At 57.1% G+C, this 12,772-nt stretch carries 13 protein-coding genes; 11 read left to right on the forward strand and 2 right to left on the reverse strand.

Annotated elements, in window-relative coordinates:
- Positions 1-12: 12 nt before the first annotated feature.
- The 6 genes from GAL_RS20315 to GAL_RS20340 all read left to right on the forward strand — a co-directional run bounded on the left by GAL_RS20315 (position 13) and on the right by GAL_RS20340 (position 5,762).
- Positions 13-1,194 carry a 3-hydroxybenzoate 6-monooxygenase gene (locus GAL_RS20315; protein ID WP_024099470.1) on the forward strand — a complete coding sequence of 394 codons (1,182 nt, stop codon included), beginning with the start codon at positions 13-15 and terminating at the stop codon, positions 1,192-1,194.
- 10 nt (positions 1,195-1,204) lie between these two features.
- Positions 1,205-1,900: a fumarylacetoacetate hydrolase family protein gene (locus GAL_RS20320; RefSeq protein ID WP_024099471.1), complete on the forward strand. Its 696-nt coding sequence runs from the start codon at positions 1,205-1,207 to the stop codon at positions 1,898-1,900.
- Positions 1,897-2,544 (forward strand): maleylacetoacetate isomerase, encoded by a 648-nt coding sequence (gene maiA, locus GAL_RS20325; RefSeq protein WP_024099472.1) that lies wholly within the window; start codon positions 1,897-1,899, stop codon positions 2,542-2,544. Before GAL_RS20320 ends, maiA begins: the two co-directional genes overlap by 4 nt.
- Before the next feature lie 61 nt (positions 2,545-2,605).
- The gene (locus GAL_RS20330; RefSeq protein ID WP_043939882.1) at positions 2,606-3,670 is read left to right on the forward strand and encodes a cupin domain-containing protein; all 1,065 of its coding nucleotides are present in this window, start codon (positions 2,606-2,608) and stop codon (positions 3,668-3,670) included.
- Positions 3,667-4,209 (forward strand): maleylpyruvate isomerase N-terminal domain-containing protein, encoded by a 543-nt coding sequence (locus GAL_RS22345; RefSeq protein WP_024099474.1) that lies wholly within the window; start codon positions 3,667-3,669, stop codon positions 4,207-4,209. Before GAL_RS20330 ends, GAL_RS22345 begins: the two co-directional genes overlap by 4 nt.
- Positions 4,210-4,664: 455 nt before the next feature.
- The gene (locus tag GAL_RS20340; protein ID WP_024099475.1) at positions 4,665-5,762 is read left to right on the forward strand and encodes a hypothetical protein; all 1,098 of its coding nucleotides are present in this window, start codon (positions 4,665-4,667) and stop codon (positions 5,760-5,762) included.
- A 164-nt stretch (positions 5,763-5,926) separates the two neighbouring features.
- On the opposite strand, the gene GAL_RS23020 is transcribed toward GAL_RS20340, so the two are convergent.
- A complete protein-coding gene (locus tag GAL_RS23020; protein ID WP_052331607.1) occupies positions 5,927-6,325 on the reverse strand; it encodes a MarR family winged helix-turn-helix transcriptional regulator in 399 nt (132 codons plus the stop codon).
- A 209-nt stretch (positions 6,326-6,534) separates the two neighbouring features.
- Here GAL_RS23020 and GAL_RS20350 point away from each other — a divergent pair, with 209 nt between their 5' ends.
- The 5 genes from GAL_RS20350 to GAL_RS20370 all read left to right on the forward strand — a co-directional run bounded on the left by GAL_RS20350 (position 6,535) and on the right by GAL_RS20370 (position 11,083).
- Positions 6,535-7,245: a dienelactone hydrolase family protein gene (locus GAL_RS20350; protein ID WP_024099477.1), complete on the forward strand. Its 711-nt coding sequence runs from the start codon at positions 6,535-6,537 to the stop codon at positions 7,243-7,245.
- Positions 7,242-7,853 carry a class II aldolase/adducin family protein gene (locus tag GAL_RS20355; RefSeq protein ID WP_024099478.1) on the forward strand — a complete coding sequence of 204 codons (612 nt, stop codon included), beginning with the start codon at positions 7,242-7,244 and terminating at the stop codon, positions 7,851-7,853. The genes GAL_RS20350 and GAL_RS20355 overlap by 4 nt, the downstream gene beginning before the upstream one ends.
- Before the next feature lie 124 nt (positions 7,854-7,977).
- Positions 7,978-8,940 carry a cupin domain-containing protein gene (locus GAL_RS20360; protein ID WP_024099479.1) on the forward strand — a complete coding sequence of 321 codons (963 nt, stop codon included), beginning with the start codon at positions 7,978-7,980 and terminating at the stop codon, positions 8,938-8,940.
- 54 nt (positions 8,941-8,994) lie between these two features.
- A complete protein-coding gene (locus GAL_RS20365; protein ID WP_407674858.1) occupies positions 8,995-10,083 on the forward strand; it encodes an alcohol dehydrogenase catalytic domain-containing protein in 1,089 nt (362 codons plus the stop codon).
- Between the two features lie 10 nt (positions 10,084-10,093).
- Entirely contained in the window at positions 10,094-11,083 is a 990-nt protein-coding gene (locus GAL_RS20370; RefSeq protein WP_024099481.1) for a TAXI family TRAP transporter solute-binding subunit, read from the forward strand.
- A gap of 87 nt (positions 11,084-11,170) precedes the next feature.
- On the opposite strand, the gene GAL_RS20375 is transcribed toward GAL_RS20370, so the two are convergent.
- On the reverse strand, positions 11,171-12,772 hold the full coding sequence (locus GAL_RS20375; RefSeq protein WP_024099482.1) for a bifunctional 3-(3-hydroxy-phenyl)propionate/3-hydroxycinnamic acid hydroxylase: 1,602 nt from the start codon (positions 12,770-12,772) through the stop codon (positions 11,171-11,173).

Here is a 12,772-nt window from a genome sequence, read left to right on the forward strand (position 1 = left end):
ATGGAGGCAAAGATGCCATCACAGCCTATCTTGATCGCGGGCGCCGGAATTGGCGGCTTGGCCGCCGCTGTCGGCTTGGCCCGGAAAGGGCTCCGCTCAATCGTTGTCGAGCAAGCACCCATCTTGGGGGAAATCGGCGCCGGAATTCAGATTGGTCCCAATGCGTTTCACGCGTTCGACTACTTGGGTGTCGGCGATGAAGCGCGCTCCAAAGCCGTCTATGTCGACTCTCTCCGTCTGATGGATGCAAAAAGCGGCAACGACATCACCTCCATTCCCTTGGGTGAGCAGTTCCGGAAGCGCATGGGTAACCCCTATGCAGTGGTTCACCGGGCTGACCTGCACTCTGTTCTTCTGGACTTTTGCGAAGCAAGCGACCTGATCGAGATCCGCACCAACACCCTGGTGAACGGTTACGATCAGGATGGAAAAACTGTTCGGCTGAACACGTCGCTTGGCGTCTTCGAAGGTTCCGCGCTGATTGGTGCCGAGGGTCTCCGGTCCCCGATCCGCGCGCAAATGGTGGGTGACGGCGAACCGCGCATCTCCGGCCATACGACTTACCGCAGTGTGATCCCGACCGAGCAAATGCCAGAAGATCTGCGCTGGAACGCAGCAACCCTGTGGGCCGGGCCCAAGTGCCACATTGTGCACTATCCGCTGAAAGGCGGGAAGGTATATAATCTGGTGGTTACATATCACCGCGACTTGCAGGAACCGATTGTCGGCCGCCCTGTCAGCCGCAAGGAAGTGATGCAAGGCTTTGAGCACATCGCCCCCAGAGCCCGCCAGATCATCGAGCATGGGCAGGATTGGAAGCTGTGGGTTCTGTGCGACCGCGACCCGATTTCCAACTGGCGGGATGGCCGCGTGGCTTTGCTCGGCGATGCAGCACATCCAATGCTGCAGTACTTCGCCCAAGGTGCCTGTATGGCCCTGGAAGATGCCGTCTGCCTGTCCCATTGCATGGAAAACTACAGCGATAACATCGAAAATGCGCTGGAAACATATCAAACAATGCGCCGTGTCCGGACTGCGCGGGTTCAGATGAACTCGCGACTGATCGGTGACTACATCTACCACCCGGATGACGCCCAGGCGGCGGTGCGCGATCACGTTATGTCGAACATGACCCCCGATGAATGGTGCGACCAGTTGCACTGGCTGTACGGCTCAAACGGTCTCGAGAACTAAAGGACAGAAAATGGGCTACGTTTTTCCCCCGCAAGACCCTGTAACACTTCCCGTGGCCGGCAGCGATGAACGCTTGCCTGTCCGCCGCATCCTGTGTGTTGGCCGGAACTATGCCGCACATGCGCGCGAAATGGGCAAGGACCCGGACCGGGATCCGCCGTTCTTCTTCTCCAAGCCGGCAGACGCCATTGTGATGGATGGCGAAACTGTCGCCTATCCCGCTGAAACCAGCAACCTGCACTATGAAGCAGAGCTGGTTGTGGTGATTGGCAAAGAAGGCCGCAGAATCTCGCTGGAAAACAGCCTGGACCACGTCTGGGGCTATGCAGTCGGCAATGACCTGACCCGCCGGGATCTGCAGCTCAAAGCACGCGAGCAGGGGCGGCCCTGGGATATGGGTAAGTCGTTTGACCGCTCCGCACCAATCGGTCCCGTGCATCCGGCATCCGCTGTGGGCCACCCATCATCCGGGGAGATCAAGCTGACCGTCAATGGCGAAGTCAAACAACAGGCCGACCTGGCAGAACTCATCTGGTCGGTGCCTGAAATCGTTTCGATCCTGTCGAACTTCATCGACCTGAAGCCCGGCGACGTCATCATGACCGGAACTCCGGCAGGTGTTGGCGCCATGGTGCCCGGCGATGTCTGCGCCGTCAGCATTGAGGGACTGGGCGAGATCACCACAACAATCGGTGCAGCGGAATGAGCTTTCAGCTGCATAACTTCTTCAGGTCTTCAACATCGACCCGGTTGCGGGCGGTTTTGAACCTGAAGGGGCTGGATTATGACTACATCCCTTATGTTCTGCGTAAAGGTGAAACCCGGAGTCCGGAATACCTGGCGTTGAATCCCCAAGGGCTGGTCCCCTCGCTTGTCCGGGAGGATGGCACGGTCATGACACAGTCTCTTGCCATCATCGAGTGGCTGGATGAGGTTCATCCGGAGCCTGCACTTCTGCCCGCTGATCCGGATGCAAGGGCGCAGGACCGCGCGCTTGCCTACCTGATTGCTTGCGACATCCACCCGCTGAATAATCTGCGGGTTCTGCAATATCTCGGCAGCGAGTTCGGGGCCGATGAAGAAAAGCAAAAGACCTGGTTCACACATTGGGTGTCGATCACTCTTGACGCTTTTGAACAAACGCTGGCCTCAGCGGAACAGCAGGCGCGCTACTGTCTGTCCGACACCCCTGGATTGGCCGATGTCTGCCTCTATGCGCAGATTTGGAACAACAAGCGGTTTGGCATTCCAGTGGAGAACTGGCCGAACATTTCGCGCGTTTTCGCAGCACTCGACACTTTGCCTGCCTTCCAAAACGCCGCTCCTCCCAAACAGCCGGACGCGGCATAATCAAAGACAGTAGGAGATTGTTTTGAGTTCCGAGACCACACACGAGAACGTTGAGCATTCTATGCAGCCTGATGACAGCCCCGAGCTGCGCAGCTTGTACAAAAGCTTTGAAGACGAGCACATCATTCCGCTTTGGACGCAGCTTGGCGACCTGATGCCGATGCATCCCAAGCCCAAAGCCGTGCCTCACGTCTGGAAGTGGAAGTCCATCCTGCCGCTGGCGGAAGCCTCTGGAGATCTGGTACCCGTTGGCCGCGGCGGAGAGCGGCGGGCACTGGGGCTTGCCAATCCGGGGCTGGGCGGGAACGCGTATATCTCCCCCACTCTGTGGGCCGCAATCCAATATCTCGGCCCACGGGAAACCGCACCCGAGCATCGGCATTCACAGAATGCATTCCGTTTTGTTGTTGAAGGTGAAGGCGTCTGGACAGTTGTCAACGGCGACCCCGTGCGGATGAGCCGCGGAGATCTCTTGCTGACACCAGGCTGGAACTTCCACGGCCACCACAACGACACCGACAATCCTATGGCATGGATTGACGGTTTGGACATTCCGTTCAGCCAGCATAACGATGTCGGGTTCTTTGAATTCGGCTCCGACCGGGTGACCGACTATGCAACGCCGCAATATTCTCAGGGGGAACGCCTGTGGTGCCACCCTGGACTAAGACCCTTGTCACAGCTGCAAAACACCGTCTCCTCTCCGATCGGAGCCTACCGGTGGGAGTACACCAATCAGGCCTTGACCCAGCAGCTGCTGCTGGAGGATGAGGGCCACCCGGCGACAATTGCTCCGGGTCATGCGGCGGTCAGGTATGTGAACCCAACCACCGGCGGCGATGTCATGTCCACCATACGCTGCGAATTCCATCGCCTGAGGGCAGGTGCGAGAACCCAGACCCGCCGTGACGTCGGCTCAACCGTGTTCCAGGTATTCGAGGGCAGCGGCGCCGTTGTGATTGATGGCAAGCGCCAATCGCTGGATATCGGCGATCTGTTTGTCATTCCTTCGTGGGTTTCCTGGTCGCTGGAAGCAGAGACCCAGTTTGATCTGTTCCGCTTCTCCGATGCGCCGATTATGGAGCGGCTCAACTTTGCCCGCAGCTATGTTGAGGGCAAAGAGTGAGGGAAGCCGGTCAGCGAACGGGCAGGTTCCGGGCGGGTGACGGCGCCAGATCTGATTCAGACCTGGCGCCGTCCGGCGACCTCCTTCTGGCACGGCGCGGCACTGCTTTTTTTGCTCGTTTGCTGAATGCTTTGCCGGATCCGGAATTGTACCAGGACAGCTGTGTACCGGGATGGCAGCGCTGTCATGTTGTTGCATCGGTTGGCCTGCATGCGCGCGAATTGGCCAATGAAATCGAAGCCATCCGGACCGGCACACCCGTCGTAAAATTGAGCGGTTCCGTGCTGCCTGAACTCCGCGAATACGCGACAATTCCGGCCCGCGCGCTGCGTCATCTTTTTAGCCACTCTGCGGTGCATCTAAATGTTGTTTGGCGGGACCTTTCCGATGCAGAATGGAAAATGTCCAATGCCGAAACGTTGATTTCGCACACCCCCCTGGAGAGGGGGAAAGTGATTTGGGAAGCAGCACTGAAAATAAACACGGGCGTCTCGGCATCAATATTTCCAGAAGACGTTAAAAGAGTCCTCCACAATTAATCTGATTGCAATAGTCACCAGATCTGCAAATTGAGAAGCGTTCCCTGCTCTGGAACAGTCAGGCTGAAAAGTCCAACGGCCCAGGGGGCCTATAGGTGACCACCAGACACATCTCTGAATTCGAACAATCAAATGGTGATTCCCAATTTCTTGAATCGACTGAAATTGAGTTTCTCGAATCAGCATTGATCAGCTGGAACTTTGGGACACTGAATCCGCCGGGATTGTCTGGGAATGGGAAGAAAGCCACGGTTATTGGGGCGGTCTGAGCTGAAGGTCAGGCGATTTCCCGAGCTGAAACTGCAGCATTCGCAACTCACACTTGCCTCATCATGCCTGGCTTCGCCAAATGGGATTTTGAAATGTTTTGATGCATTGTTTTTCTTTGTTTTTGGGAAAAAGTATATATATAAACTTCCAAATAGCCATTTTATGGCATTTTACGGGAGGATACCATGAACATCAAAGTCACATCAGTCAGCGCCGCGCTTGCTGTTTTCGCGTCAGTTGCCTCTGCTCAGCAGCAGGGGTCGGCACAGAATGGGCAGCAGGGGAGCCTGCCCACCGGGATCGCAGGTATATACAACCTTGGTGCATCCGGATTGCTGGAAAGCTATTTGTCGAATGAACCGTTCGGAATTGCGCAAACACGAATTGGCGTAGCCCGGGCTGTAACTGGGGTTGCACATGGCGGCGGGCCTACTTCCGGATATGACACATCCCCGGTTTCGGGAATTGGAGATTTCCATGCCTTGAAAGTGATTTCGCCGGATTCCTTCATCCGATTCTCGACAGAATATGTCGATACGAGTGGCGGCGGCAGTATTGTGAAGGTGGATGCGCAAACTTATCGCTTTGATGCTCAGTACGTCAAATTTTTTGATCCGAGCACAATGGTTGCATTCGGTGCGTTTTATGAAAACACTGATATTAATAATATTGGTGTTGCCGAACTGTCTTATGGCGGCTGGGGTCTGCGTGCGGATGCATTGAAGCAGTTCAATCAGAATTGGGGTGTGTCAGGGCGTATCGAGTATATGTTCGGTGGAACCGATATCAATCTGCCGATCAGCCCCACTGCGGCGATCATTCAAAAACAGGATGATGACCGCCTGTACATCCAGTCCGAACTGGTCGGCCGGTTCGACAGCTCGGACTTGAATTGGGTTCCAAACGGCTGGGTTTTGAACCCGATTTTTGGCGCTCTTTATCAGAAATCCTGGATCGAAGCGACGGCCGACAATTTCGGAAATGTCTCCTCCGGCGTCAACGGCCCTACAGAAGAGTACAGCACGATCTGGGCAAAGGCCCGGATTTCCAAGCAGCTGGCCCCGGGCACCTGGTCTCCGAAAGCAACACTTGGCTTCGAACATGAGCTGACCAACAGTCTGGATGAATATCTGGATGAACCGACTTACGGTGTTGTCGGCCTGGGGGTCACCTATCTGACCAAGTCCGGTGGATACTTCGATGTAACATATTCAGGACGCCTTGGCCTGAACGGTATCCGCGAACAGAACGGCATCACGATTGCCTTCACGCAAACGTTCTAACTTGAATCTGCGTTAAGGTCGAAATCAAACAGCCACCGCGCGGCAGAGCAGTGTGGAAACTGCTCTGCTTGCGGCATTGCGAACCGCAACATGCCGGGCTGGGCGGCGCTTTCTATTCGCAATCTATCGGCTTCGGGTCTCAATCGTTTTGATCGCCTTTGAGATCAGGAAGACCAGCTGTTGCTGTTGCTGCTCCCCCCTCCCCGCTCACCCCCTCCAGTGCACGCCGGTTTTGCTCTTGTGCCTCGGCCAATGTGGGGTCCTTCAAGGCGCCCGCGCTCGGTCAGCCACGTTTGCCGGATACGGCCGTCCTTAACGTCCCGCGTACGTTTGATCAGGCCATCGCGTTCCATTCTTGACAGTGTGTCGGCGATCCTCGCTTGCTCAATCCCCACCCGTTCGACAAGTCTCTTCTGAGACAGGCCTTCTTGCTCCCAAAGATGAACCATGATCGGAAAGACACCAGTAGACTGGCCTAAGGGCTTTATCTGCTCCTGAAGGGCATTCGCATTGATGCGATGAGCATGGCTTTCACACAGCGCACGCCCGACAGCGTCATTCATCACAGCGACCAGGGGTCGCAATACAGATCCGTCGCCATTTGCCTGCTCGCTTTCGCCTTTTCGGCTTCGATCAACGGAGTGCCTTGTGACATGATAGTTCCGAAAAAAGGTAATTGATGTGGTGTCAAATGCATGATAATACCGATAAATGATAAAAACGACAAAGTATCCAGTGTGGGCGTTGAGCTTTAACGGAGGAGAATGACATCATGACGGATGCGAGCGTTTCTATTCCTGTGGATGGTGGGGATATGGGGGCCTATGTTTCCCGGCCCGAGCAGTCAAACGGCGGGGCTGTTGTCGTTTTGCAGGAGATTTTCGGGGTTAATGACACCATCCGAGGGTTTGCCGACAAGTTCTCTGCTGCTGGCTTTCTTGCCGTGGCACCTGACCTCTTTTGGCGTCAGGAGCGCGATGTTCAGATCAATCCCGGTGTGCCGGGGGGGTATGAACGCGCGACGGGGCTGATGAAGGGGCTGGATCAGGGGCTGGCGCTGAAGGATGCACAGGCTTGCGTCAATTGGCTGGCCGCGCAGCCCGAAGTCACAGGCAAGGTCGGCGTGGTCGGGTTTTGCCTGGGCGGTAAATTGGGCTTCCAGCTGGCGGGCGGCTCGCATGTCGACAGTATTGTGCCCTACTATGGCACGGGACTTCATACCGTTCTGGAGTCCGCCGCAGGCTTTGAGGGAGAGGCTCTGGTGCATGTGGCGGAAGCGGACCATCTTTGCCCGCCCGAAGCACAGGCGGCAATCGCGTCAACGTTTGCGGAAAATCCGCGTGTGACAGTGATGTCCTATCCCGGTGCAGGGCATGCCTTTGCGCGGGTCGGCGGTGATCACTACGACGAGGCCGCAGCCGAGCGCGCGAATGCCGCAACGCTGGATTTCCTGCACAGACGCCTTTCAGTAGAAAACACATGACGGAGGTCCAAAACGACATCGCTCTGGCGAGCCGGGTTCTCTATGCGCAGGGTGTTCTAGACGCCTTTGGTCACGTCAGCGTCCGTGCGTCCGAGGGCGGCTTTTGGATGTCGCGGAGCATGGCGCCCGGATTGGTGACAGCGCCCGACGTGTTTCTGCATGACGCGGACGGAGAGATTACCGGCAATGAAGTCCGCCCGTTTCTGGAGCGGTTCATTCATGCCGAGATTTATCGCGCACGCCCTGATGTCATGGGGATCGTGCACAGCCATTCGCCTTCGGTGGTGCCGTTCAGCGTTCTACAGGATGTCCCGCTGCGCCCGATGTGTCATATGTGCGGCTTTCTGCATGGCAGCCCAGTACCGCATGATATTTCCGGCATTGCCGGGGATGCTTCTGATCTGTTGATACGAAGCCGCAGCATGGGCGAAGACCTTGCACGGCACATGGGGGACGCCAATGTCGTGCTGATGCGCGGCCACGGCTTTACGGTTGTGGGGCGCTCTTTGCGTGAGGCTGTGTTCCGGGCCGTCTGGACAGAGCGGGGCGCGCATTTGCAGCAATCTGCAATGGCCATGGGGACGCCCCAAGTATCTGACAGAAGGTGAGGCCTTGGCCTGTGACGAGACGACCAGCGGACAGATTGGCCGTGCTTGGGACCTTTGGGTTTCAGAGATTGAGAGCGCATCGGCGTAACGGCGGTACACGACACCGTAGGAGGAGGACACGACCATGATAAAAGAGATTTTTGACTCGCTGCCACTGCAAGGGCCCGAGTATGTTTTGGAGCGGAATGAGGATCTTCTTCTAACGCTCCCGCCCCACCCGTTCGGTGGAAAATGGGAGGCCGATGAAGCCTTGCCGGTATTCCATTTTGATCACCACTATGAGCCGCTGAAATTTGCGCCCCCCCGCGGTGTGTTCGAAGGGCCGAATTTGCGCCTGGAATGGCAAAACATGAACGGCCGTCAGCCGTTTTACCACCGCAACACAGATGCCGAAGAACTGTCTTTTCAGGTCTGCGGTGATCGGACGTTGATGACAGAGCTTGGCACGGTTGAGTTGAGGCCGGGTGACTTTTCAAGCATCCCCGTCGGCGTTGCGCACGACAACTTTGGCCGTGAAGACGTCCACCTGCTGATCTATCTGCACGGCCCGATGGAAACGACGATGGAACCGGCGTTTGTCAGCGAACATCTGGTGCCGCCCTTCGAGGGATGGAGCCCGGCGAATATGTCCGAGGCTACGACTTCTTGTTTGGGGGGGCCGCATTGTGATGTTTCGGTGTCGATGGCGCAGGAGGATCTGCTGCTTGACGCGGCAAAGACGCGCAGTGAGAGACTAGAAGTTCTTAGACCCGATGGCGCTCCTGGTGAGACCGATTGGATTTACAAAACCAAGCGGATTTGGGTCGGCAGCACGAAGCTCGATTCAACGGCACCACGGTTTTACCGCCGACACCGTGTCGCAGACGAAATCCAGTGTCAGATCATCGGCACGCGGACGCTGGTCACGCAACGCGGCACCGTTACGCTCAATCCGGGTGACTACGTTTCGATCCCGTTTGGCTGTGCGTTCGGAAGTTTCTCGGACGCGCCGTCACAGCATATTTCTATTCTGACGCAAGAGGAGGCACCGCCTGCGGCCGAACCCGCACGCTTTGCAGAAATGAACTCAGGTATTCGTTTGGGATAGGGCTCGCATCATTGGCCGTCAGGTCTGAATATCAGGGAGGGAAGAAAAATGGATATGCTAGCATATCGCGCGAACGGGGCGGATGTCCCTGCGGGATTGGAAACAGTGCCGGTGCCGGAGTGTGGACCCGGTGACGTCTTGATCAAGGTGAAATCGGCAGGGCTGGCACCCGGGGTTTTCACCCTTCTCAAGATGGGAATGCTGCATCAGGCACCGACAACCATTGGCCATGAAGGTGCCGGAATAGTAGAAGCAATCGGCGATCAGGTCCGCGACTTCAAGGTCGGGGATCGGGTCCGTATGCATCCGACGATGTCATGTGGCCGGTGCAAGCACTGTCTGACCGGGGTGGACCAAATGTGTGCCCAGGCAGCGATGGTTGGTTTCGTTGCTTTTGGACAAAACCCGGTTCCGGAATTTCGGGAATACCATCCGGGTGCTCTGGCGGAATATGTCCGCTTGCCCGCCAGATATGTCGACCCGCTTCCTGACAATGTCAGCTTTGACGTTGGATCAAAGGTGCAAGACCTTGCAAATGCGGTGCGTTGTCTGAAAGCGGCCAGCCTTTTGCCAGATGCAACTGTCATGATTTTTGCTGCCACCGGAACAATGGGCACAGCCGCGATAAAGCTCGCCCCGTTTTTCGGGATTTCCCGGTTGGTTCTTGTGGGCCGATCGTCAGAACGGCTCGAAAAACTGCGGGCCATTACGGATTTGCCAGTCGATCTTGTTGCCACCGATGTTTTCGAAGGGGAAGAAGATCCCGCGGCGGACCTTTCCGGCAAAGTCATGTCATTGCTGCCGGGTGGGGCTGATGCCATTCTCGATTTTGCACCTCAGGGGGCAAATTTCTGGCCGGCCGTGGCGGGTTTGGGAACGAATGGGGCTTTTGTTCACATGGGTGGCGCCACACAGCCTTTCCCGGTGCCCTTGATCGGGATGCTGCGCAATTGCTGGCGAGTCATCGCCACCCGCAACAATTCGCGCGAAGATGCACGGATGGTGCTGGAGCTGCTGGGATCAGGCAGGCTTGAAGTGGATGAGCTGGTGACGCACCGGTATCCGCTCAAGGAAGCAGAGACAGCAATTGAAGCAATGACATCACGCTCTCAGGCAATGTGGTGGGCCGTCGTTAATCCATAAGGAAACGAATATGACCAAGAACATGCACCCCGGCCCACGGATTGATAGAACCTACCGTCTGGATTTCATCGGCGATTGGGGTCAGGCAAACTTCCACCGCATCATGTCGTGGCTGACTCAGGAGTTCTGCGATCGTGCGGGTCCGAGAAGCCGGACCCGGATATCCAGTGTTCTGGGAGGTGGTCTTGAAGCGCTGACCGAAGTTCATGAAGGGGCGGCGGATCTCTGTCTTGTCACGCCGCACCTTTTGATGGCGCAGGCTCTGACAGGAGAGGGCATCTTCGCCGAGTTGGGCGCGATGCCGAATCTCAGGGCCTTGGCGGTGTTGCCGCAGGTGGACCGAATGATGCTGGCCGTTGCTCCTGAATTCGGAATCGAGAGCTTTGAGGATCTGCGCACCAAAAAGCCTGCACTGCGCTTTGTCACTTCTACAGATGCAGAAGGCAATTTCATTGGCTACGTGGCCACGCGCTTTTTGGCGGCGCATGGCATATCACGTGACATGATCACTGAATGGGGCGGTGAGATGATCACTGCGCACCGCCCTGATGAGTGCCTTGAACTGGTGCGTTTGGGCAAGGCGGATGCCGTTTTGCAAGAAGCGATCATGACACCCTGGTGGCGCAATCTGGTTGAAAGCGGCCAGATGCGCCCCGTTCCTGCAGAAGAGACCCCGCTTGAGGCTTTGACTGGCGAACTTGGCATGCCAGCGGCCACCATCCCTGCGGGCTATTGGTCAGGGTATGATACGCCGGTGCCCGCGTTGGATTTCTCGGATTTCATCATCGTCGTACGCGATGACATGCCCGAAGAGGTGGCGCATCTTCTGACCTGGTGTCTGGTCGAAACCCGCGGCGCAATTGAACAGCAGTACGCGCATATTCCACCAGACCGCAGCCCGCTGAGCTATCCTCTGCAGCCAGAAAAAATGCCCCGGACCGCGTTGCCGCTGCATCCCGGCGCCCAGCGATTTTATGAGGAAGCCGGGCTGCTGTCTTAGGGTAAAGAGCGCAGACAACAATCCCGAGTAAGATAAACAAAAGGCGGCCCAGCAAGGGCCGTCTTTTTTCACTTCTGGCGGGCCGGATTACTTTGGTGTCGCGCCCGCTGTCAGGCTTTGGATCACGGGCAACAGCCCTGCGATATTCCCAACCGGTTCAATCGCCGCGACGTAACGATCCCGGCGCAGCAACAGCGCATGCCCCAGACAGTCCCGGAACGGTTGCTGCGAGAAAAAGCGGCTGCGGTCGCGCAGGATCGGGAAGGCGGCGGTAACCGGATTGGTCCATTCTGGTGTCAGGCCGATGACCTCTGCTCCGGCACTGCGCAACTGCTCAATCAGTGCGGCATCCACAGCCCTATCCGGCGCTTCGTCAAAGACCAGTACAACAGGGCGATCCGGCAAACAGGCATCCAGCAGCCGTTCTTCACGCGACAGCGTGTTCACCAGGGGTTGCGGGATCATCCGGCCCACGGCACCTGCGCCAGCGCCGCTTGCAACCGGGCGGATCATACCGTCCGAGAACTTTGGCTTTGGCTTGTACTTCATCTGCGCAACATAGTCCCGCGCCGGGCCATAGAGGCCCAGCAGACGGAACCCGGTGCGGGTCATAAAACCGCGCAGCGCCGAATCCGGCATCATCACCTTGCCCATTTTCAACGCCAGTTCGATCATCGACCAGGCGTGGGGTTTGCGTTCTTTTTCATAACTGTCGAGCAGGGCTCCCGGATTAGCCATATCCAGAGCTTCAGCCAGCTTCCAAGCCAGGTTATGGGCATCCCGCAAGCCGCTGTTCATCCCCTGACCCGCGAAAGGTGGGGTCAGGTGTGCAGCGTCCCCAGCCAGAAAAACCCGCCCGACGCGCCATTTGCTGGCGATACGGGCGTGGAATGTATAGACCTTTTGACGCCGGATAGGCTCGTTTTCATCGGGGCCGGTCTCGGCCAGAAGTTTGCGGCCGAAAGCTTCTTCTTCGGCCTCTTCCACTGTTTCGCCGGGGTTGAGCTTGAACTCATAACGCCGAATGCCGCCGGGACCGGGCAGGGTAATGGCTGAACGCTTGGGCGCGCAGAAAACCTCGGTGTGAAAACAGCGGTTCTTCGTGGTTTCCAGATCAACGATCAGCCAGGGCTCTTCGAAAGTGGAGCCTTCGAGTTGAATATCAAGCGCCTTGCGGGCCTGGGATCGCCCGCCGTCAGCGGCCACCATGTAACGGGCGGTCACTGCTTGCGGCCCATCTGGGCCTGTCACTTCGGCCGTAACGCGATCCTCGCCTTGCTCAAAGCCGTCAAGCGTTATGCCAAATCGTGCCTCAACAGAGGCATGACGCGCCAAAGCCTTGCGCATGAGGGCCTCGAACTCGGGTTGTTCAAAGGCGTTTCGCTTGTCGAATCCGTACTCTTTGACGAAGGGCTTCACCTCGGCAAATTGCCGCCCGGATGGCCCCCGATAAAGGGAGCCATAACCTTTTGCCGTGATGGTGGCCACCTCGTCAGACAGCCCTGCGGCTTGCAGCGCGCGCATGGATTCGTCATCGATGGACACTGCCCTGGGTTCTTGCACGGTCGTTTTGTTGCGCTCTATGAGGATCGTTTTGATCCCCATAGAGCCCAGAAGATTGGTCAACAAAAGCCCCGTAGGTCCCGCCCCAATGACGAGAATATCAGTGTCCAGCGCTGTGCCCTGCAT

The organism is Phaeobacter gallaeciensis DSM 26640, from assembly GCF_000511385.1.
In the GTDB taxonomy this organism is placed as follows: domain Bacteria; phylum Pseudomonadota; class Alphaproteobacteria; order Rhodobacterales; family Rhodobacteraceae; genus Phaeobacter; species Phaeobacter gallaeciensis.

Bases quoted from the DNA above. Each gene is read 5' to 3' on its own strand.
- GAL_RS23020 (WP_052331607.1), bottom strand. From the start codon at position 6,325: ATGAATGACGCTGTCGGGCGTGCGCTGTGTGAAAGCCATGCTCATCGC.
- GAL_RS20375 (WP_024099482.1), bottom strand. From the start codon at position 12,772: ATGCAGGGCACAGCGCTGGACACTGATATTCTCGTCATTGGGGCGGGA.
- GAL_RS20365 (WP_407674858.1), top strand. From the start codon at position 8,995: ATGCTAGCATATCGCGCGAACGGGGCGGATGTCCCTGCGGGATTGGAA.
- GAL_RS20315 (WP_024099470.1), top strand. From the start codon at position 13: ATGCCATCACAGCCTATCTTGATCGCGGGCGCCGGAATTGGCGGCTTG.
- GAL_RS20355 (WP_024099478.1), top strand. From the start codon at position 7,242: ATGACGGAGGTCCAAAACGACATCGCTCTGGCGAGCCGGGTTCTCTAT.
- GAL_RS20370 (WP_024099481.1), top strand. From the start codon at position 10,094: ATGACCAAGAACATGCACCCCGGCCCACGGATTGATAGAACCTACCGT.
- GAL_RS20350 (WP_024099477.1), top strand. From the start codon at position 6,535: ATGACGGATGCGAGCGTTTCTATTCCTGTGGATGGTGGGGATATGGGG.
- GAL_RS20320 (WP_024099471.1), top strand. From the start codon at position 1,205: ATGGGCTACGTTTTTCCCCCGCAAGACCCTGTAACACTTCCCGTGGCC.
- GAL_RS20330 (WP_043939882.1), top strand. From the start codon at position 2,606: ATGCAGCCTGATGACAGCCCCGAGCTGCGCAGCTTGTACAAAAGCTTT.
- GAL_RS20340 (WP_024099475.1), top strand. From the start codon at position 4,665: ATGAACATCAAAGTCACATCAGTCAGCGCCGCGCTTGCTGTTTTCGCG.
- maiA (WP_024099472.1), top strand. From the start codon at position 1,897: ATGAGCTTTCAGCTGCATAACTTCTTCAGGTCTTCAACATCGACCCGG.
- GAL_RS20360 (WP_024099479.1), top strand. From the start codon at position 7,978: ATGATAAAAGAGATTTTTGACTCGCTGCCACTGCAAGGGCCCGAGTAT.